Source organism: Psychrobacter sp. Arc9 (assembly GCF_041431295.1).
In the GTDB taxonomy this organism is placed as follows: Bacteria; Pseudomonadota; Gammaproteobacteria; order Pseudomonadales; family Moraxellaceae; genus Psychrobacter.
This window is the reverse complement of record NZ_JASMRK010000007.1, coordinates 98,445-116,815: the sequence shown is the minus strand read 5'-3', so window position 1 is coordinate 116,815 and position 18,371 is coordinate 98,445. Positions and strand designations below refer to the sequence as shown.

The window sequence follows — 18,371 nt, the reverse complement described above, 5'->3', positions numbered from 1 at the left end:
AGATAAACAATATTAGGGTCTGTTGAACATTCAAATATTAGGACTGCTGATGGCGAAAATCGCATCAAACTAGGCGTAAACCGACGATAATGTCGAGACCTTAACTAGGCTTGCAACAACGTTTGAGGTGATTTTAGCATCAGCCTTTCAGGACAGGGCTGTTTTTTGCCAATATATGGCGAAATTGTCTAACCTAGAACGACTAGGCGTCAAAAATTTCACTGCGTATTGTCTAAAAAATAGTCACTGCCAGTACCACATTTGAATGTTCAACAGACCCTAAATGATACGCATAAAAAAACCCTCATCAAATTGATGAGGGTTTTGGCAAATGCCATAATTGAATCAAAGTTGACTCAAGAAAATTACTACTAAAATGTGGCTCTCCAACCTGGGCTCGAACCAGGGACACACGGATTAACAGTCCGTTGCTCTACCAACTGAGCTATTGGAGAATAGGCTGTAAGTGTTTAATCGCTTACAACGAGCCTTAGAAGTCTCTAACGAGTTCTTGCTAAGTGGGGCGTATTCTAGCAAAGTTAAAAAATACGTCAAGCCTTTTTTTGCATAATTAGTAAAAATTGTCATTTTAATGATGAGATAGCGTGTTTTTCCTAATTATGTCTAAGACTCTCGCAAAAAAAGACGCCCTATAGAATGTATATGGCGTCTTTTTTATGAACAGCGGTAAGACTCGTTGCTTTTTACGATTTATTCAGCAACGTCTAAGTCAGCCACTGCTTTTTCGATACGCGATAGGGCATCTTTCAATGTTGCCTCATCAGTAGCGTACGAGATACGCATATAGCCGCCAAGACCGAACGCATCACCAGGTACGACTGCTACGCCTACTTTGTCCAATAACCATGCTGAGAATTCAGTACATGATGACAGGCCAGCCGCTTTGATGAGCGGTACGATATTTGGGTATACATAGAATGCGCCATCAGGACGCAAGCAAGTAATGCCTTTAATAGCATTTAGACCATCTACGACTAGGTCACAGCGTTTCTCAAAAGCGGCTACCATCGGCTCTAGTACGCTCTGATCACCACTGATAGCAACTTCGGCAGCCACTTGGCTGATTGACGTTGGGCAAGAGGTAGATTGTGACTGCACCTTTTTCATGGCGCCAATTAGCTTAGCAGGGCCACCCGCATAGCCGATACGCCAGCCAGTCATCGCATACGCTTTAGACACACCGTTCAAGATGATGGCGCGATCTTTTAGCTCAGGTGCCGCATTTAAAATATTGTAGAACTTATCGCCTGTCCAGCGAATGTGCTCGTACATATCGTCTGAAGCTACATAAACTTGTGGATGCTTCTTCAATACTTCAGCGATGGCTTTTAGCTCATCTAACGTATAAATCATACCCGTTGGGTTAGATGGGCTGTTTAATACCAACAATTTAGTCTTGTCAGTAATAGCCTCTTCTAGCTGCTCAGGGGTGATTTTGAAGTCTTGCTCAGCTGGACATTTAACGATGACTGGCACGCCTTCCGCGATGATAACCATGTCAGGATAGCTGACCCAGTATGGTGCTGGGATGATGACTTCGTCGCCAGGATTGATAAATGCTTGGGCAAGGTTAAAAAACGACTGCTTACCACCGACCGATACTAGGATTTCGTTTGGCTCATAGCTGATGTCGTTGTCGCGCTTGAATTTCTCGATGATGGCTGTTTTTAGCTCTGGCGTACCATCGACAGCTGTATATTTAGTAAAGCCATCATTGATTGCATCGATCGCTGCTTTTTTGATGTGTTCAGGAGTATCAAAATCAGGTTCACCAGCGCCCAAACCGATAATATCTTTACCAGCTGCTTTTAGCTCTTTGGCTTTATTGGTAATCGCTAGCGTAGGTGATGGTTGGATGTTGTTGACGCGGTCAGACAGTTGCAACTCGCTCATGAGAGATCCTTTTTTATATGAGGGTGGGGTTGGTGAAAATCTGATATTAATTATATAACGTTTTCATTGCTATCAGGACAAGATGTCAGATAGTTTAAGAAAAGATAGCGTCATTTTACCGTGATATGGCGGTCATTCGATTATAGATAATGGTGATGATGCTTCGGCAAACGACGCGATTGCTAATTTTTGCATTGTAGCATGCTGATATTGAGCTGTCTTACGACGCTAGTAACAGAATATTGTGTCGTTGCTTGTGATAGCAGTATCCTTGTGAAAATGACGAACAACACGCTGAGCTTAAGCTTAAGCCCATATGATTGCGAAGACACAACAATAAACCTGTAGCCGACCACTATAACTATTTAGATTTGTTAAATAAAATGGCTTATAGCTTAATGAAATGCGACCAATGATATCTGCCAAGAATAATGATAATAGCTAGCTGTTATCAAAAATCTAAATTTTCATTGAGCAATCAGTTTAAGAGCATTAATTTCATATTATGAAAATACTTAAAAAGATAAGAATACTCAAAAAGGATATTTACGATGACAGATTCTACTGAAAAATTACATATTCTCGTTACTGGGGCGACGTCAGGCATTGGTAAGCAGTTGGCAAAAGACTATCTGCTAGCAGATCATCATGTATATGCAGTTGGCCGTGACGACGAAGCGTTGGCTGAGCTTAAAGCGTTAGGCGCAGAAACGATTGATTTAGACCTCATGGATCGAGAAAAGGTCATCGAAGCTTTTGAAAAAATCGACAATGTCGATCTAGCGATTTGCGGTGCTGGCATGTGCGAGTACTTAGATATGCCGAACTTTGATAGCAGTGTCTTTATGAAAGTGATGTCAGTCAATATGGGTACCTTATCGCATGCGATCGAAGGAGTGCTGCCAAAGCTAATCGCTTCAAAAGGTCGCTTGGTCGGTATCGGTTCAGCGTCTGCTTATGTGCCTTTTGCGCGCGCTGAGGCCTATGGTAGCTCAAAAGCTGCTATCCATTATTTGATGAAGACCCTACAGATTAGCCTTGCTCCGCATGATGTGTCAGTTAGCTTAGTCGTACCTGGCTTTGTTGAGACACCGATGACCAAACAGAATGACTTTCCGATGCCATTTATTCAAACGCCAGCGCAGGCCAGTCACGCCATACGCGATGGTATCGAAAGCGGGCATGAGGTGATTGAATTTCCGAAAAAACTAACCATGCCTTTAAAAGCATTGGGTACGTTGCCTGATTTGGTCTGGCAGCAAGTTAGTGAAAAACTTAATAAAAAGTAATCTACTATCAATAGAACTCTTAGCCAACATATCGACAGAAAAACACAGAAGGGAATGCTTTTATGCCTTTTACTATGCCTTTTACTCGTTTCAAGCGTGCAGGTAACCAAAAAAATGCTACTAAGGTTGCAACAGATTCTGACCATCAGACTACCCCAAAACGTATCGCTATCATCGGCTCAGGTATATCAGGACTGACATGCGCCCATTATCTAGGTACGCAACATGATGTGACGGTGTTTGAAGCCAATGATTATATCGGCGGGCATGTAAATACGATTGATGTGGCACTACAAGACGGTAAAAAAGCAAAGAGTAGCAATGTAGAGAGTAGTGCGATAGATACAGGGTTTATTGTCTTTAATGAGCGCACATACCCGAACTTCTTTCGTTTGCTCCATGAATTGCAGGTGCCTTTTCAGGCAACGGATATGAGCTTTTCTGTCAAAAATACTGCACGTCATTTTGAATACAATGGTCATACGCTCAACACTTTATTATCGCAACGCAAAAACGTACTCAATCCGAAGTTCTGGCAATTTATGAAAGATATTCTGCAGTTTAACAAGCATATCAAACAGCTACGTCAAGATTACGATAGTGCGCGCTCCCAAGGACAAGATGTCAGTAGCTTTACAGAGCAAACGCTCGGCGGTTACTTAGCACAAAAGAAATACGGTCAGCTATTTACCGATAATTATCTACTACCAATGGTCTCGGCTATATGGTCAACCAGCCTAGATGAAGTACAAGAATTTCCACTGGTGTTTTTTGCACAATTCTTTGACAACCACGGTTTGCTCGATGTGGTCAATCGTCCGCAGTGGTTTACGATAAAAGGCGGCTCAAAGCAATACGTCAATAAACTGATTCCGCGCTTTATCAAAGCGGGTGGCAAGATACGGGTCAACAGCCCAGTACAGTCGGTGGTTCGTGATGGCGATCAAGTAACTTTGACGGTACAGAATGCTTTGACAGTGCAGGATAAAGGTAATGCTAACAACCGTAGCGAAAATCTTGTATTCGACGAAGTTATATTTGCTTGTCATGCAGATACCGCACTAAAGATTTTAAAGGATGCGAGCACCGATGAATCTGAAGTATTAGGTCATTTTCGCTTTACCAGAAACACGGCTGTACTGCACACCGATACCAGTGTTTTACCTAAGAAGTCACTGGCATGGGCAAGCTGGAATTACTTAATAGATGAGACAATTTCAGGCAATACTAAGGATGAGCAAGCGGCTGGAAACGCACAGATACCTGCAAAGCCAGTGCTGACTTATCACATGAATATCCTGCAACGTTTGACCAAAAAACACAATTATTTGGTCACCCTAAATCCAGCTGTAGACAACAAAAGCGTCGATGATAAACAGATAGTTAAGAGCATCGATTATAGTCATCCAGTGTTCGATCTTGCGATGATTGATGCGCAGACCAAATGGTCGAGTATCTCTGGTAACGGTTCGCACACACATTTCTGCGGGGCTTATTGGTTTAATGGCTTTCATGAAGATGGCGTGCGAAGTGGCCTACGTGTCTGTCAGGCGCTCGGTCTTGATATTGATATAAAAGACGAGGTTGACCCAGCTCATTTACCTGACGTTGATAGCGCGCATACGCCGTTTCGTTATAAAGACTTACCTATAAAAGCGGATACCAAATTACGTAGGTTAAATAAGCGCGAAGTAACCACAGCGACGACCAATCAGGAACTGGTTGAGTATGCTAATCGTTTGCAGAGTTCAACTGCTGATACGAGCCAATATAAGAAACGTGGCTTATTCGGTCGCCGTAAAACCAAATAATATGATGATTAACGTCGTTATATATTCTAAGTATTTTGAAAGATTCGCCATATAAAAGTATGCCGTTACACAAGAGACTATTTATGACCACGTCCGCTCAAGATACCAATGCTACGCCAAATCATGAGTCTTCTTATGATACAAATGCATTGCCGCATCAGCTGTTTGAGGGTACGACATGGCACAGTCGGCTGCTACCTAGTGTGAATAAATTCGTTTACCCTTATCGCTATTGGGGCGTCAATATTAGCGCGCTAGCGGCAGGACAGGAACTTCTTGAAATTAGTACGGCAGCATTTGATGAGAGTAAGTTTTTAGAAAAATTACCATTACGTAAAGTTTTACCGAAAAAGCTACTAGCAAAAGGTCTGCCTCTATTTTCACTAAAGAAAAAGGCGCTACAACAATTCTGTCCTGATGACTATCTACAGCATACTGACCTACAGAATACCAATAGCCTAAGCAATGCTAAAAAACTTGATAGTAATGGGCAGTCTATTCAAGCACTAGAAAAACGTCTAAGCCGAGCATTTGAAAAACATGCAGGTAGCGCGCCTGAAGGCGATATGTTGGGACTGCTTGTCTGCCGTAATGCGGGCATGTACTTTAGCCCAGTCAATTTTTACTTGGGGTTTGATGCGCAGCAAACGCCCACTCATCTATTGGCTGAAGTCTCTAATACGCCATGGGACAAGCGTCATTACTACGGGTTTCTGTTAGAAGGAGAAGACACTGAGTTCTGTCATAACAAGGATTTTCACGTATCACCTTTTAACCCTATCGATCAGCTGTACCGCTGGCAGGTCACAGTAAAAGGTACTAAAACGGATGAGCTGCCTAATACTGGCTTACAAGTGCATATTGCTATCAATATCAGCGATGAGCGCGGTGAAGTGCTAAAAACTGGTATAAAGATATCAGGGGTGCCAATGACAGAAGAGGCTATTCGTCATAGCTTGCGAAAAAACCCCTTGATGAATATAACGTCTTTAACACGTATTTATTGGCACGCGTTCAAGCTCTATGCGATAAAAAAAGTGCCGTATATCAACTACGATGAAAAGTTGGCCGACAGTCACCAGAAAAGCAGCCATCAGGACAGTAGACAGAAGAAAAGCAGCTAGCAGTATCGAGCGCAAAAGATGTCTTATAGTTACAGCAATTTTTAAATATCAACAATCCAAAAATCTCGTCAATATAATACTAAAAATGAACCACTAAAAATAAAGCATTTAAACAAGGATAAATACACGATGCCAGCACGACCGACCGATCGAGCACCAGTCACAAAACTAGAAAAATTAACTGCTCGTGTGAGCAAAGTAGTTAATGAAAGTGCTGTACTACAGCCAGTCAGCAATAGTATGAATAACTTAGCTAGAAAGCTTATATTTCGTGCGTTACAGCACGTTCAGTTTGGTAGCCTCACGCTGATTGAAACATTTGACGAGCAGGAACCTAAGACAAGTAGCTTTGGCAAAGTAGCTACTAATGACGCTAGTAGCTCGGCGGTTGGTCGCCATTCACTACATGTGACGTTACAGATTCATGATAGCGCTGTCTATCGTCAGCTGCTTTTAGGAGGCTCTATCGCGCTAGCAGACAGTTATATCGATGGTGAGTGGGATACGGATGATCTGACAGGTTTGATTCGTTTGGCGGCTCGTAACTTAGCAGTGCTCAATAAACTAGAAAATCGTTTTGCAGGTATTAGTAAAGCATTTGAAAAAGCGAAGCATCAGCTACGTAGCAATGACAAATCTGGCTCCAAATCCAATATCCTAGCGCATTATGATTTGGGCAATGATATGTATGAGCGGTTTTTGGACGATACGATGATGTACTCATCGGCAGTCTATCCTACGCCTGACGTGACGCTTAGCGATGCTCAGCAGCACAAACTATCGCTTATATGCCAACGTTTACAGCTTAGCGCTGATGATAATGTGATCGAAATTGGTACAGGGTGGGGCGGTTTTGCTATCTTTGCGGCCAAGCATTACGGCTGCCATGTGACCACCACGACTATCTCTGATGCCCAGTATGATGAAGCGAAGCGACGAGTCGATGCAGCAGGTCTGTCTGACAAAATCACACTGCTCAAACAAGATTACCGCGAGCTGACAGGTCAATATGACAAGCTAGTCAGTATCGAGATGATTGAAGCGGTGGGCCATGAGTACTTACCGACTTTCTTTGCCAAGTGCAATAGCTTGCTCAAGCCGACAGGTCTTATGGTATTGCAGGCCATCACTTTTAATGATCAAAATTATCAAGACTATATCGATTCGGTTGATTTTATCCAAACGCATATTTTCCCAGGTGGTTGTCTGCTCTCAAACCAAGAACTGACGACCCAATTTACTGAACAAACCGATATGGTCGTCAAACAATTGCATGATTATGGCTTCGATTATGCGTACACGCTGCGTGATTGGCGTGCTGCGTTTATGGCGCAGCGTGCAGAGATTCAAGCGCTTGGCTATGACGATGCCTTTATCCGCCTATGGGAGTTTTACTTCTGTTACTGCGAAGGGGGATTCTTGGAGCGCACGATCGGTGTGGTTCAAGTCACTGCGGTGAAGCCTAACAATATTGACACGCTGCATTTTTCCGATTTGCCAAGTGCGGTCTTAAAAAACGAAACGGTTTCGAACGATGAGACGGCCTTTCATGATGCAGATATGGCAGACACAGCGACAGTATAAGTTAAGTGATATAGATACGGCTTTTTCATAACACTTATATGGTCTCATACTGTATAGACAGTTTGAGACCCTTATGTTGAGAGGTTGTATATTGAAAAGTTTTACATTGAAAGGTTCTATGATGTTTGCAGGGCACGCTTATCAAGTAGACCTGAATAGCGTGTTACCGCTAATGCCATTAAAGAGATAACAGCACCGATCCAAGCTGTATCTTGCAGTGACATATTTTCAACCACGCTACCACCGATGACTGAGCCCAGTGCAATACCGATATTAAATGCAGCAATGTTCAATCCAGAAGCGACATCGACAGCGTTCGGTGTATATTTTTCAGCTTGTTTGACCACGTAGATTTGTAGACCCGGTACATTACCAAAGGCAAAAGCACCCCATACCAAAATAGTGAGTACAGCAGCGATCTTGGATTGCATAGTAAAGGTGAATAATAAAAGAATGACACTTAAGGCGCTAAATATAATGCTAAGCGCACTAATAGGGCCACGTTTATCTGCAAGTTTGCCGCCCCAGATATTACCGATCGCAACGGACACGCCATATACGAGCATGATGAGCCCAATGGCTGATGGCGCAAATTTGGTCTGCTGCTCTAAGATAGGTGCTAGGTAGGTAAATGCTGTAAACGTACCGCCATAGCCAAGAATAGTCATTAGATAAACCAGTAATAACTGTGGTTTTACAATGACTTGTAATTGCTCTTTGAACGTTGCAGGGATAGATTTTTTTAGGTTTTTTGGTACTAATATTGCGCTACCAATTAAAGCAATTAAACCCAGTACTGAGACGACCAAAAACGTAGCGCGCCAACCGAAATGCTGTCCAATCCATGTGCCAAGGGGTACGCCAGTGACGAGCGCTACGGTAAGCCCAGTAAACATAATGGCAATCGCGCTGGCTTCTTTTTCTTTACTGACAAGGCTAGTAGCAATCATGGAACCAATAGAGAAAAACACCCCATGCGCTAGACCGGTCAAGATACGGGCAAGTATTAAGGTTTCATAACTGGGTGCTTGCCAAGCCAATAAGTTGCCGATGACAAACAGACCCATTAGGCTCATCAGTACTATTTTGCGGTTCCAGCGGCCAGTGAGTGCGGTAAGTATAGGGGCACCGATGGCAACACCGACGGCATATAGGCTGACGAGTAACCCTGCTGAAGGTAAGCTCACGCCCAGATCTGCGGCAATAGTTGGTACCAATCCAACGATGACAAATTCGGTTGTCCCAATTGCAAATGCGCTTAGAGTAAGCGCCCATAAAGCGAGTGGCATAACGACATCCTAATAATTAAATGATGCGCGTAGTTTGACGGACTTATAGTTTGCAAAAAACAGCACAAATGACAAAATACCTTTGTCAATTTTGTAAAGGTAATCATGATGATGGGACATGCTAAAACAGAAGACATAGAGATATTTTTGACGGTAGTAGACACGGGCAGCTTTACTGGCGCTGCCAACTTATTGAATCAGCAAGTAGCCAAAGTATCTCGTGCAGTGTCCAGACTCGAAGATACACTGCAATGTACGCTGCTAAATAGAACGACACGGCGTTTGGAGCTGACGGAGGAAGGGCATGTCTTTATAAGATATGCGCGTGAGAGTTTAAATACGTTATATACCGGTGAAGAAGCGATTAAGCTGTTAAAACAAGCGCCGAGTGGGCATTTACGGATTGACGCCGCGAGCCCGTTTGTCTTTCATCAACTGACGCCTTTGGTTGGTGATTTTGTAGCGCAGTATCCACATATCACTCTCGACCTTACCTCACATGACAATATTATTGATTTACTCGAGCACAAGACGGATCTGGCTATCAGAATTGGCGATTTAAAAGACTCGAATCTGCATGCACGTCTATTAGGTAAAAGTAAGCTGCGGCTAGTAGCCAGTCCTGAATATTTATATCAGCATAATGAGGTGGATCATATTGATGATTTGAATATTGAGGATTTAAGCACTCATAAATTAATTGGCTTTAACGATGCATCAAAACTAAATAGTTGGCCACTAAAAACTCCAGTGAAACTGAATTTTCATATGACTGGCAGTAGCGGCGAGACCTTACGTCAGCTATGTTTGAATCACCAAGGGATTGCTTTACTGTCGCATTTTATGATTGGTGAAGACTTGGAATCTGGCAGATTGGTTGAAATATTGCCCGAGGCGATAGTCAGACCAAACAACCGTGAAGCCATACAGGCGGTATATTACAAAAACAGTGCCGTATCTTCGCGTATTCTGGCATTTTTAGACTTTATTCAACCAAGACTAACACTATAAATTTTATCCGTTTTTATTTATTTTATAAGAGGTAATATCATGGGTTACGTTTTTATTTATCTCGCTGCTGTGGTTATCTTTTTGGGTGTCGATGCTGTCTGGCTGACGACCATGAAAGGCGCCTTTTATGAGTCGCGTATCGGGCATCTATTGGCTGATGAGCCAAACATGATGGCGGCTGGCGTGTTTTATATGTTTTATATATTGGCACTTTGTATTTTGGTTCTATATCCGCAAATTAAAGCTGGTGCATCCGTTGGTCATATCTTCCTACTCGGCGGGCTGATTGGCTTGATGGCTTATGGAACATACGACTTTACCAATTTGGCACTGTATAAAGGTTTTACGTTAGATACGGCGTTGGTTGACTTTGTATGGGGTGGTATTTTGACCGGTTCGGTTAGCGCCATAGTGGCGTGGCTTGCTTATCGCTTCCATTGGTTGAGCTAGCGCTTACATCTTGGCCTATATAACGCTGTTTAAATAGTGCCAATTTACACAATTTAGACTGTCTAATGACAGAGGTCTGTTTGTGCTATACGGCGACCTGCTGTATAAATGGTAGACATAATAAATAAGTGTCAAACCATTAAGGAATATTATGCCGCAATACAATACCAGCTCCACTGCCAAAAAAGCCCCTTTAAACCATGAGTTATACATGTCAGTACTTATGACGCCTGACATGGCGAATTTCATTGGCAATGTGCATGGTGGGGATTTGCTCAAGATGCTTGATCAGGTCGCTTATGCTTGTGCCAGTCGCTATAGTGGTAACTATGTGGTGACACTGTCTGTCGATCAGGTGATGTTCCGTGAGCCGATATATGTGGGCGAGCTGGTTACTTTTGCAGCCAGTGTCAATTATGTTGGTAATACCTCAATGGAAGTAGGTATACGCGTCGAAGCAGAAGATGTACGTGGTCGTACCGTCCGTCATACCAACAGTTGTTACTTTACGATGGTGGCTATCGATGACAATGGTAAACCGACATCCGCACCGCCACTCGATATCAAAAATAAGATGCAGCAGTGTCGAGCTGATGCGGCTAAAGAACGAAAAAAGCTGCGTATGGAAAGTTCACATCGTCCTAGTTGTGACTTCGAAGAAATTAATAAGCAGTTTAACGAACACGAAGAAAATGAAAAGGTAGCAAAGTAGCCTAAGTTATTCAAAGCTATCTAAAGCTATCTGAAATCATCAAGAGTTATCCAGTTTTATTGAATTAATAATTCATACAACGACTCACTAAAAAGACACTGATATTGTAGAGCGCTTATCTTAAGCTGATATATATTTCAAGCCATTTATCTACGGCGACAAATTCTACTATCAATACCTTATTTTAGTGAGTCTAGCATGAGTCTAAAGCCATCTATTGCTAATCCCCAGCGCCATTTACCAGCCTCTCCTAAATCGCAAACACCTCGCGCGCGTGGGGCAGGTAATCCTAAAATTCCAAGTGACCCTGAACTAAAACATACCCTCAATCAAAGCCCTGAAACCAATGATGAGCATTCAGGCTCACTGATCACTGTGTTGATTGCGGTCGGGGCTAATCTGGTTATTGCAATTGCAAAAACCGTTGCCGCCTTTATGACAGGCTCAGCCTCTATGATTGCAGAAGCAGCTCACTCATGGGCGGATGCTGGCAATGGTACTTTGCTCATCGTCGCAGAAAAAAAATCCATCAAACCTGCTGACAAAAGCCATCCGTTAGGCTACGGCAAAGAGTCTTATGTTTGGTCGATGATTGCGGCTTTCGGTGTATTTACGGCAGGCTCGATTGTCTCTATCTATACCGGTATTAAGGAATGGAACGCTACTGAATCTGAGACTAATTATACGATTGGCTTTATCGTATTGGCAGTGGCGTTTGTGCTCGAAGGGATCTCATTGGTTCAGGCATACAGACAGAGTAAAAAACATGGCGAGGCACTTGATATCAGTGCACTTGGCTATGTCGTAGATACGTCTAACCCAACGTTGCGCGGCGTATTCTTTGAAGATTTAGCAGCGGTCATCGGCTTGGTGATTGCCGCTGCCGCTATGGGTATGCACGCTTATACGGGTGAACCGTATTGGGATGCGTTAGGGTCTATCATTGTCGGTCTATTATTGGGCGTCGTCGCCATATTCTTGATTAGCCGTAACCGAGATTTCTTAGTCGGGCATAGAGTCACTGACCGTATGCACGAATACGTTTTGAGCGAGTTGCTAAATCATCCAGATATCGATAGTGTGTCCTATCTGCACTTAGAGTGGGTCGGACCAAAAAAGATATTTATGGTGGCGGCAGTAGATATCGCAGGCAATCAAAAAGAAGAGCATATCGCACAGAAGTTTGAAGAGATTGAAAATCTATTTAGAGGTAACCCAGTCTTTCAAGAGGCTATCTTGACGCTGTCAGAACCTAACGCTGAGCTGCTAAGTTTAGAAAATATTTAATTTAACGGTTTAATAGATTAAGTATGCGATAGAGAAGTTCTATTGAATGTCTTTAAGTACGCTTTCTAAATTCAGAACCCAAAGCACAAAAAAGCCGTCAACTATGACGGCTTTTTTATAACTCTAGTGCTTAGTGACTAGTCAAATTGAGCGCTATTAGTTCTTTGGTGCGTTTGCGCCGATGAACCATGCGTCTTTATCAACGATACGGCTAGCTTCTGTAAATAAGTCAGCGGTGTCTTCATCACCTGCATCGCCAGCTGTAGCAATTGCTTCACGCAGTGTCTCTGCAACTTTTTTATAACGGCTAGTCAGCTCACGAACATGCTGATCTACTTCAGTAATGTCAGTTGGGTAGTCATCTAGAATAGACTCTTTCACTACTCGACTTGCCAAACCGTTTGGTTGGCCACCTAGGATTACAATACGCTCTGCGATAGTATCAGATACTTCAAGGATACGATCTGATGTCTCATCTAGTAATTGATGCACACCGATGAAGCCGGTGCCTTGTAGATTCCAATGACACTGTTTGCCATCTAAGGTTAAATCAATAACGTTTGCTAGGTTAGCGTTTAGCAAATCAATCATTTTTTTCGCAGTTTCGTCTGAAATACCACTTGCGTAACGTTCTCTCATATTTTACTCCGTCATTTATTTAAAATTATTATATTGAATGAAAGTTCAATGTATTTTTATTGGTCTTCTATTCGATGACAATCAAGTTAAAGCTAATGATACGAATTGCTATAAAGCTATTTATTCACTAGTACTGCTCACTAATACTCAAAAGTCATCAACTTGTTAATTCAAGAACGATAATAGCAGCTTAACTCAGTGTTGGAACCCTTGAGTGTTAGGCTTTGTTGAGTGGTCGTGTAACGAGTTTGTTAACCGTGAAAAGCTTTGTAAATTTATCGAATACTGTGTGCGTTTTTTATAACGATGTAAGTTTTATCCGCTAATATTAAGCTTTAATTTCTGATAAACCGTACATTTATACACTCATATTTTTGGGCAGCCAGACAGCGTTTTGACTATAGGATAAGACTCCTTATTCTCCTTTAAAAACTGCTGCTCAGACCCCATATTGTTATAAACCTTAAGAAGAAGAAAGCCATTATGCGAATGCCTGAACCGCGCTCATCGCGTCAGTTAAATCAATTGGCCACTCAGCTCCAAGGCGAAGCTGAAATTAGTGGTGTTAATGCGTCAGGGACGCAAATATCAAGCCGTGCCTTCGAGATGGTTACTGACTTTGAGCCAGCAGGCGACCAGCCGCAAGCCATCAAAAAGCTAGTTAACGGTATCAATTCGGACATGGACGAGCAGTTGCTATTGGGTGTGACTGGTTCTGGTAAGACCTATACCATGGCAAAGGTCATCGCTGAAACTCAGCGTCCGACCATTATCATGGCGCACAACAAAACGCTAGCGGCTCAGCTATATGGTGAGTTCAAATCGTTCTTCCCCAATAATGCGGTCGAATATTTTGTCAGCTATTATGATTACTATCAGCCAGAAGCGTATGTCGCTGCTAGTGATACCTTTATCGAAAAAGACAGCGCTATCAATGATCATATTGATCAGATGCGCCTGTCAGCCACGCGTGCCTTGTTAGAGCGTCGTGATGCGATTATCGTCGCTTCAGTATCTTGTATCTATGGTTTGGGTGATCCAGAAAGTTATCTAAAAATGCTACTGCATGTCGTCGTAGGCGATAACATCGACCGTACGGCAACCATCAAGCGTTTGGTTGAGATGCAGTACACACGTAACGAGCTAGATTTTGGCCGTGGTACGTATCGCTTGCGTGGAGAGCTGTTAGATATCTATCCTGCTGAGTCTGAGCAGCTAGCCGTACGTGTGCATTTATTCGACAACGAAGTCGAAAAGATTACGTGGTTTGATCCTTTAACGGGTAAGACGGTGCGCAGCGTGCCACGTATTACCATTTATCCAAAGTCGCACTATGTGACGCCGCGTAATAAATTAGAAGCCGCCAGCCATACGATTCGTGCTGAGTTAGAGCCGCGTTTGGAATACTTCCGTGACAACAACAAACTGATTGAAGCACAGCGTCTCAAAGAGCGTACTCAGTATGACTTGGAGATGATCCAGCAGCTTGGTTACTGTAACGGTATCGAAAACTACTCACAGCATCTCTCTGGCCGTCCATCAGGAGAAGCGCCGCCGACGTTGTTTGATTATATTCCAGAAGATGCCTTGTTGTTCCTTGATGAGTCACATGTGACGGTTTCGCAGATTGGTGCGATGTATAAAGGCGATAGATCGCGCAAAGAAAACTTGGTCAATTATGGTTTTAGATTACCCAGTGCGATGAATAACCGCCCGATGAAGTTTGAAGAATGGGAGCGCATTAAGCCCAAAACCATTTATGTTAGTGCCACGCCAGCGCTATATGAGCTTGAACACAGCGAGCAAGTTGTTGAGCAGGTCGTCCGTCCGACGGGTCTGATTGACCCTGAAATTGAGATACGTCCTGTCTTGACGCAAGTCGATGATGTGCTATCAGAAATTACCAAACGCCGTGAAAAGGACGAGCGTGTACTGATTACTACATTGACCAAGCGTATGTCGGAAGATTTGACCAGTTATCTTAAAGAGTATGATGTAAAGGTCGCTTATCTACATTCGGATATCGATACTGTTGAGCGTATGCAGATTATCCATGAGCTCCGTACTGGCGTGCATGATGTGCTGGTCGGTATCAACTTATTACGTGAAGGCTTGGATATGCCTGAGGTATCATTGGTAGCGATATTTGATGCCGATAAAGAAGGTTTCTTACGTTCAGAGCGTTCGCTTATTCAAACCATTGGTCGTGCCGCCCGTCACTTGAATGGTAAAGCCATTCTCTATGCCGATCGTATTACGCCAAGTATGCAAAAGGCGATAGACGAGACGGATCGCCGCCGTGATAAGCAGATTGCCTTTAACCTTGAGCATAACATCACGCCAAAAGGGGCTCGTCGTAGTATTACGGACAAGATTGATACGGGTGAAAGCGTGGATGCCAATGACAATCAAGCTATCCCAGTTAAGAGTAACTTACCAGATGTCGATATCAATATCTTGCGTAGTCCTGATCTGCTTGCTAAAGAAATCAAACGATTAGAGAAGCAAATGCAGCAAATGTCGCGTGATTTGAAGTTTGAAGAAGCAGCAAAAACACGTGACAAAGTGCTGGAGTTAAAAGCACATTTAATCTGATCGCTTGGGTTAAATGCTGAGGCTAAAAAGAGGCTAAACAATAGCGAAGGTGAGGTGCTTTTTGAGTACCTCACTTTTTTGTGGTTTATTCAATATCGGAACGTACAGAATCCTTGTAATAATAATCGATGCCACTTACCATATCCGCATAAACCTCACCATCCATATAATATTTCAAAAATTTAAGTCACATGCTAACAAGCCGAGCACGTGTAATGCTCTATTTGGGCTAGGCTCGTTGTTCTTACAGATCACATTGTCAACACAGACTAAATTTTTGGAATGGACATAATCTAGGCGTATTATTCACTGTGCTTACCAACAACTTAATAGAATTAAACTCTAACGAAAACTCACTCGGCATGTCAGATGCGGCCAAACAAGCCGTTATCGACTCTCTAGACATCGGTTTTCGTTATCCTGATGACCAACGTGCGGCCCTGATTACCAAAGTCGCTGAGATAAACGGTGTGACAGAGAGTCAAATCTCACTGGGCAGTGGCTCTAGTGAAAATATTCGTACTGTCGTCCAAATGCTACAAAATAAAGCATTAGTAGCAGGCAAAAAATTCCAAGTTATCGTGCCGCATCCAACCTTTGCCTATGCTGAGTTATATGCGACATCTATCGATGTACCTGTGGTAAAAGTACCGCTGACCACTGAAAACTACGCCTTTGACTTGCAAAGTATGCAAAAAGTGGCTGATGACTTTGACGGTATTAGCTTGTTTTATCTGTGCAATCCAAACAACCCAACGTCGACTATTACTGATACAGTAAAGCTTAAAGAATGGGTAGGGCATGCACCAAGTAACCATTACTTTTTATTAGATGAAGCTTATTCAGAGTATGTGACTGATCCAAGTTTTGAGAGTGGTGTTGCATGGATACGAGAGGAGTACTCAGAAAATATCATTGTGGTACGTACTTTCTCAAAGTTATGCGCACTCGCGGGCATGCGTGTCGGCTATGCAGTTGCTAGCCCGCAAATGATAGCTAGATTAGAAGCATTTATCTCGATTGATAATACCAACTTGGCAGGTGCTGTAGCTGCGTTAGCGACGCTCGATGATGAAGATTTTTTGGCATTGAGCTTACGTACGGCCAATCAATCGCGTCAGCTAGTTGAGCAAACATTAGATGAGCTTGGCTTACGCTACTTGCCATCACAAGCAAGCTTTATATTTCATGAGATACAAGGCGATGTGCAAACCTATATCGACAGAATGCGTGAGCATGGTATTGTTGTTGGGCGTGAGTTTGCGCCAATCACTGGCTTTAATCGCTTAACACTTGGCAGACCTGATGAGATGGCAGTATTTGTAGAGGTACTCAAATCATTTCGTGAGAAAGGCTGGGTTTAATTAAGTCAGTTAATGCAGTTCAATAATAAAAAAGGGAAGTTGCTTATTGGTCGCTTCCTTTTTTTGTGTCTATTTCGGTTGTTGGAACTGTATTGAAGCCAGAGTTAAGCGCACATTTTTACCAACATCAAACGCAGTTTTACATATCGCACCTTAAATAATCTAACACTATCTTATAGGATAACTGAGTAAAGCATGACCCGTTAATCACGCAGATGAATACTGGGTAACAGTCACAGTGCTCGGCATGCTCACGTATCTTATAATTATAAAGTTAGGGATGTACCTATGTTCGATATCAAATCATTTTTTAAACGAGAAGTAGAAAAAAAGCTTATCAATGTAGATGACTATATTTTTATGCCAGAACGCGTAGAGATGGAAATTGAAGGTGGACTATTAAATTGTGTGTTGAATAGTGATGGTCGCGTAGATATTTTTTATAGTAAAGACGGTGTCACTGAGGTGGGTTCAGCTTCGCGCAAGCACCCATTTACAGCATTTGAAAAAGAGCTATATCATGGTATTTATGATGATGTGATTAATGATTTAATTAAGGAAGTAGATAAGATTATTGATAGTACCTCGAAGTATTTCCGTCGTAGCCAATCATTACCTTTTACGGCTTCTATAACTTCTCAAGCATCTGACACAAATAAATTTTAGGCTAATTGATTGAACTAATCTGTTAGCAATAAAAAGGGTGCGTTATGTATAACGCACCCTTTTTATTATTTTTTATTCTAATGAATAACTTAATTGTTCTATTGAACAAAGCTTGTATAGCAGCTCTGTAGAGATTTGGCGACGACTTGTGCGACTAACTGAGTACGGTACTGAGAGTCAATCGCGGCATTGCCCAGCTCAACAATCGTTACTTGCTGCGGTGCTTGCTCACTGACACAGCCACAAACATTGGTTTTAACAGATTCTTGCTGTGCTTCTGTCATGGCGACGCTTGCAACACGCCACGCGTTTTGTTTTTCAATTTGGCTACGGCATTGGTTGTCGATTGCTGCTTTAAAAACATTCATGCCGATCTCATTTGCGGTACCGATTGCTGTACCTGTACCGTTGTTTGTCGCACCTGTTGTGGTACATCCCGCCAAGGCAAAAGTTGCTAGCATCATCGTTGAAGCCAAGATTTTTTTCATAAGTTAGTCCTTTAAGGTGTCTGTCATAAATAAAGCTGTATATTATCAGTAAAACCTAGTAATGACATCATTAACCACAAGCGCATGTTATTTTAGAACTCTATGAGTTATCTGTATAAACCATAAAAAAGCCAGCTAAGTGATCACT

General features: G+C 42.6%; 15 protein-coding genes and 1 tRNA gene. 11 read left to right on the top strand and 5 right to left on the bottom strand.

Annotated elements, in window-relative coordinates; genetic code table 11:
* Positions 1-379 precede the first annotated feature (379 nt).
* Positions 380-455: transfer RNA gene (locus tag QO187_RS05880), tRNA-Asn, on the bottom strand.
* 256 nt (positions 456-711) lie between these two features.
* Positions 712-1,914 carry a pyridoxal phosphate-dependent aminotransferase gene (locus tag QO187_RS05875; protein ID WP_057760918.1) on the bottom strand — a complete coding sequence of 401 codons (1,203 nt, stop codon included), beginning with the start codon at positions 1,912-1,914 and terminating at the stop codon, positions 712-714.
* Positions 1,915-2,465: 551 nt separating this feature from the next.
* Between QO187_RS05875 and QO187_RS05870 the strand changes: the two genes are divergently transcribed.
* The 4 genes from QO187_RS05870 (at position 2,466) to QO187_RS05855 (ending at position 7,722) form a co-directional block, all read left to right on the top strand.
* The gene (locus tag QO187_RS05870) at positions 2,466-3,203 is read left to right on the top strand and encodes an SDR family NAD(P)-dependent oxidoreductase (protein WP_102092911.1); all 738 of its coding nucleotides are present in this window, start codon (positions 2,466-2,468) and stop codon (positions 3,201-3,203) included.
* 62 nt (positions 3,204-3,265) lie between these two features.
* Positions 3,266-5,014 (top strand): NAD(P)/FAD-dependent oxidoreductase, encoded by a 1,749-nt coding sequence (locus QO187_RS05865; protein ID WP_102092910.1) that lies wholly within the window; start codon positions 3,266-3,268, stop codon positions 5,012-5,014.
* An 83-nt stretch (positions 5,015-5,097) separates the two neighbouring features.
* A complete protein-coding gene (locus tag QO187_RS05860) occupies positions 5,098-6,138 on the top strand; it encodes a DUF1365 domain-containing protein (RefSeq protein ID WP_102092909.1) in 1,041 nt (346 codons plus the stop codon).
* A 129-nt stretch (positions 6,139-6,267) separates the two neighbouring features.
* On the top strand, positions 6,268-7,722 hold the full coding sequence (locus tag QO187_RS05855) for a cyclopropane-fatty-acyl-phospholipid synthase family protein (protein ID WP_102092908.1): 1,455 nt from the start codon (positions 6,268-6,270) through the stop codon (positions 7,720-7,722).
* Positions 7,723-7,838: 116 nt separating this feature from the next.
* Here QO187_RS05855 and QO187_RS05850 read toward each other — a convergent pair whose 3' ends face one another.
* On the bottom strand, positions 7,839-9,011 hold the full coding sequence (locus QO187_RS05850) for an MFS transporter (protein WP_102092907.1): 1,173 nt from the start codon (positions 9,009-9,011) through the stop codon (positions 7,839-7,841).
* Positions 9,012-9,116: 105 nt separating this feature from the next.
* On the opposite strand from QO187_RS05850, the gene QO187_RS05845 reads away from it, so the two are divergent.
* The 4 genes from QO187_RS05845 to QO187_RS05830 all read left to right on the top strand — a co-directional run bounded on the left by QO187_RS05845 (position 9,117) and on the right by QO187_RS05830 (position 12,471).
* On the top strand, positions 9,117-10,022 hold the full coding sequence (locus QO187_RS05845) for a LysR family transcriptional regulator (RefSeq protein ID WP_228153151.1): 906 nt from the start codon (positions 9,117-9,119) through the stop codon (positions 10,020-10,022).
* Positions 10,023-10,061: 39 nt separating this feature from the next.
* Positions 10,062-10,472, top strand: coding sequence for a DUF2177 family protein (locus QO187_RS05840; RefSeq protein ID WP_057760908.1), 411 nt, complete (start codon positions 10,062-10,064; stop codon positions 10,470-10,472).
* A gap of 151 nt (positions 10,473-10,623) precedes the next feature.
* Positions 10,624-11,184: an acyl-CoA thioesterase gene (locus tag QO187_RS05835; protein WP_102092905.1), complete on the top strand. Its 561-nt coding sequence runs from the start codon at positions 10,624-10,626 to the stop codon at positions 11,182-11,184.
* Positions 11,185-11,382: 198 nt separating this feature from the next.
* On the top strand, positions 11,383-12,471 hold the full coding sequence (locus QO187_RS05830; RefSeq protein WP_102092904.1) for a cation diffusion facilitator family transporter: 1,089 nt from the start codon (positions 11,383-11,385) through the stop codon (positions 12,469-12,471).
* A 156-nt stretch (positions 12,472-12,627) separates the two neighbouring features.
* Here QO187_RS05830 and dps read toward each other — a convergent pair whose 3' ends face one another.
* A complete protein-coding gene (gene dps, locus QO187_RS05825) occupies positions 12,628-13,110 on the bottom strand; it encodes a DNA starvation/stationary phase protection protein Dps (RefSeq protein WP_101206410.1) in 483 nt (160 codons plus the stop codon).
* A 483-nt stretch (positions 13,111-13,593) separates the two neighbouring features.
* Here dps and uvrB point away from each other — a divergent pair, with 483 nt between their 5' ends.
* From uvrB to QO187_RS05810, 3 genes are all read left to right on the top strand, one after another.
* Positions 13,594-15,705: an excinuclease ABC subunit UvrB gene (gene uvrB / locus QO187_RS05820; RefSeq protein WP_102092903.1), complete on the top strand. Its 2,112-nt coding sequence runs from the start codon at positions 13,594-13,596 to the stop codon at positions 15,703-15,705.
* A 311-nt stretch (positions 15,706-16,016) separates the two neighbouring features.
* Positions 16,017-17,069 carry a histidinol-phosphate transaminase gene (locus QO187_RS05815; RefSeq protein ID WP_228153150.1) on the top strand — a complete coding sequence of 351 codons (1,053 nt, stop codon included), beginning with the start codon at positions 16,017-16,019 and terminating at the stop codon, positions 17,067-17,069.
* Between the two features lie 288 nt (positions 17,070-17,357).
* Positions 17,358-17,735, top strand: coding sequence for a hypothetical protein (locus tag QO187_RS05810; protein ID WP_101206413.1), 378 nt, complete (start codon positions 17,358-17,360; stop codon positions 17,733-17,735).
* A gap of 98 nt (positions 17,736-17,833) precedes the next feature.
* Here QO187_RS05810 and QO187_RS05805 read toward each other — a convergent pair whose 3' ends face one another.
* The gene (locus QO187_RS05805; protein WP_102092901.1) at positions 17,834-18,223 is read right to left on the bottom strand and encodes a hypothetical protein; all 390 of its coding nucleotides are present in this window, start codon (positions 18,221-18,223) and stop codon (positions 17,834-17,836) included.
* Positions 18,224-18,371: the final 148 nt, after the last annotated feature.

Excerpts from the sequence above, each read along its gene's own strand:
- QO187_RS05875 (WP_057760918.1), bottom strand. The coding sequence starts at position 1,914 with ATGAGCGAGTTGCAACTGTCTGACCGCGTCAACAACATCCAACCATCA.
- QO187_RS05870 (WP_102092911.1), top strand. The coding sequence starts at position 2,466 with ATGACAGATTCTACTGAAAAATTACATATTCTCGTTACTGGGGCGACG.
- QO187_RS05865 (WP_102092910.1), top strand. The coding sequence starts at position 3,266 with ATGCCTTTTACTATGCCTTTTACTCGTTTCAAGCGTGCAGGTAACCAA.
- QO187_RS05860 (WP_102092909.1), top strand. The coding sequence starts at position 5,098 with ATGACCACGTCCGCTCAAGATACCAATGCTACGCCAAATCATGAGTCT.
- QO187_RS05855 (WP_102092908.1), top strand. The coding sequence starts at position 6,268 with ATGCCAGCACGACCGACCGATCGAGCACCAGTCACAAAACTAGAAAAA.
- QO187_RS05850 (WP_102092907.1), bottom strand. The coding sequence starts at position 9,011 with ATGCCACTCGCTTTATGGGCGCTTACTCTAAGCGCATTTGCAATTGGG.
- QO187_RS05845 (WP_228153151.1), top strand. The coding sequence starts at position 9,117 with ATGATGATGGGACATGCTAAAACAGAAGACATAGAGATATTTTTGACG.
- QO187_RS05840 (WP_057760908.1), top strand. The coding sequence starts at position 10,062 with ATGGGTTACGTTTTTATTTATCTCGCTGCTGTGGTTATCTTTTTGGGT.
- QO187_RS05835 (WP_102092905.1), top strand. The coding sequence starts at position 10,624 with ATGCCGCAATACAATACCAGCTCCACTGCCAAAAAAGCCCCTTTAAAC.
- QO187_RS05830 (WP_102092904.1), top strand. The coding sequence starts at position 11,383 with ATGAGTCTAAAGCCATCTATTGCTAATCCCCAGCGCCATTTACCAGCC.
- dps (WP_101206410.1), bottom strand. The coding sequence starts at position 13,110 with ATGAGAGAACGTTACGCAAGTGGTATTTCAGACGAAACTGCGAAAAAA.
- uvrB (WP_102092903.1), top strand. The coding sequence starts at position 13,594 with ATGCGAATGCCTGAACCGCGCTCATCGCGTCAGTTAAATCAATTGGCC.
- QO187_RS05810 (WP_101206413.1), top strand. The coding sequence starts at position 17,358 with ATGTTCGATATCAAATCATTTTTTAAACGAGAAGTAGAAAAAAAGCTT.
- QO187_RS05805 (WP_102092901.1), bottom strand. The coding sequence starts at position 18,223 with ATGAAAAAAATCTTGGCTTCAACGATGATGCTAGCAACTTTTGCCTTG.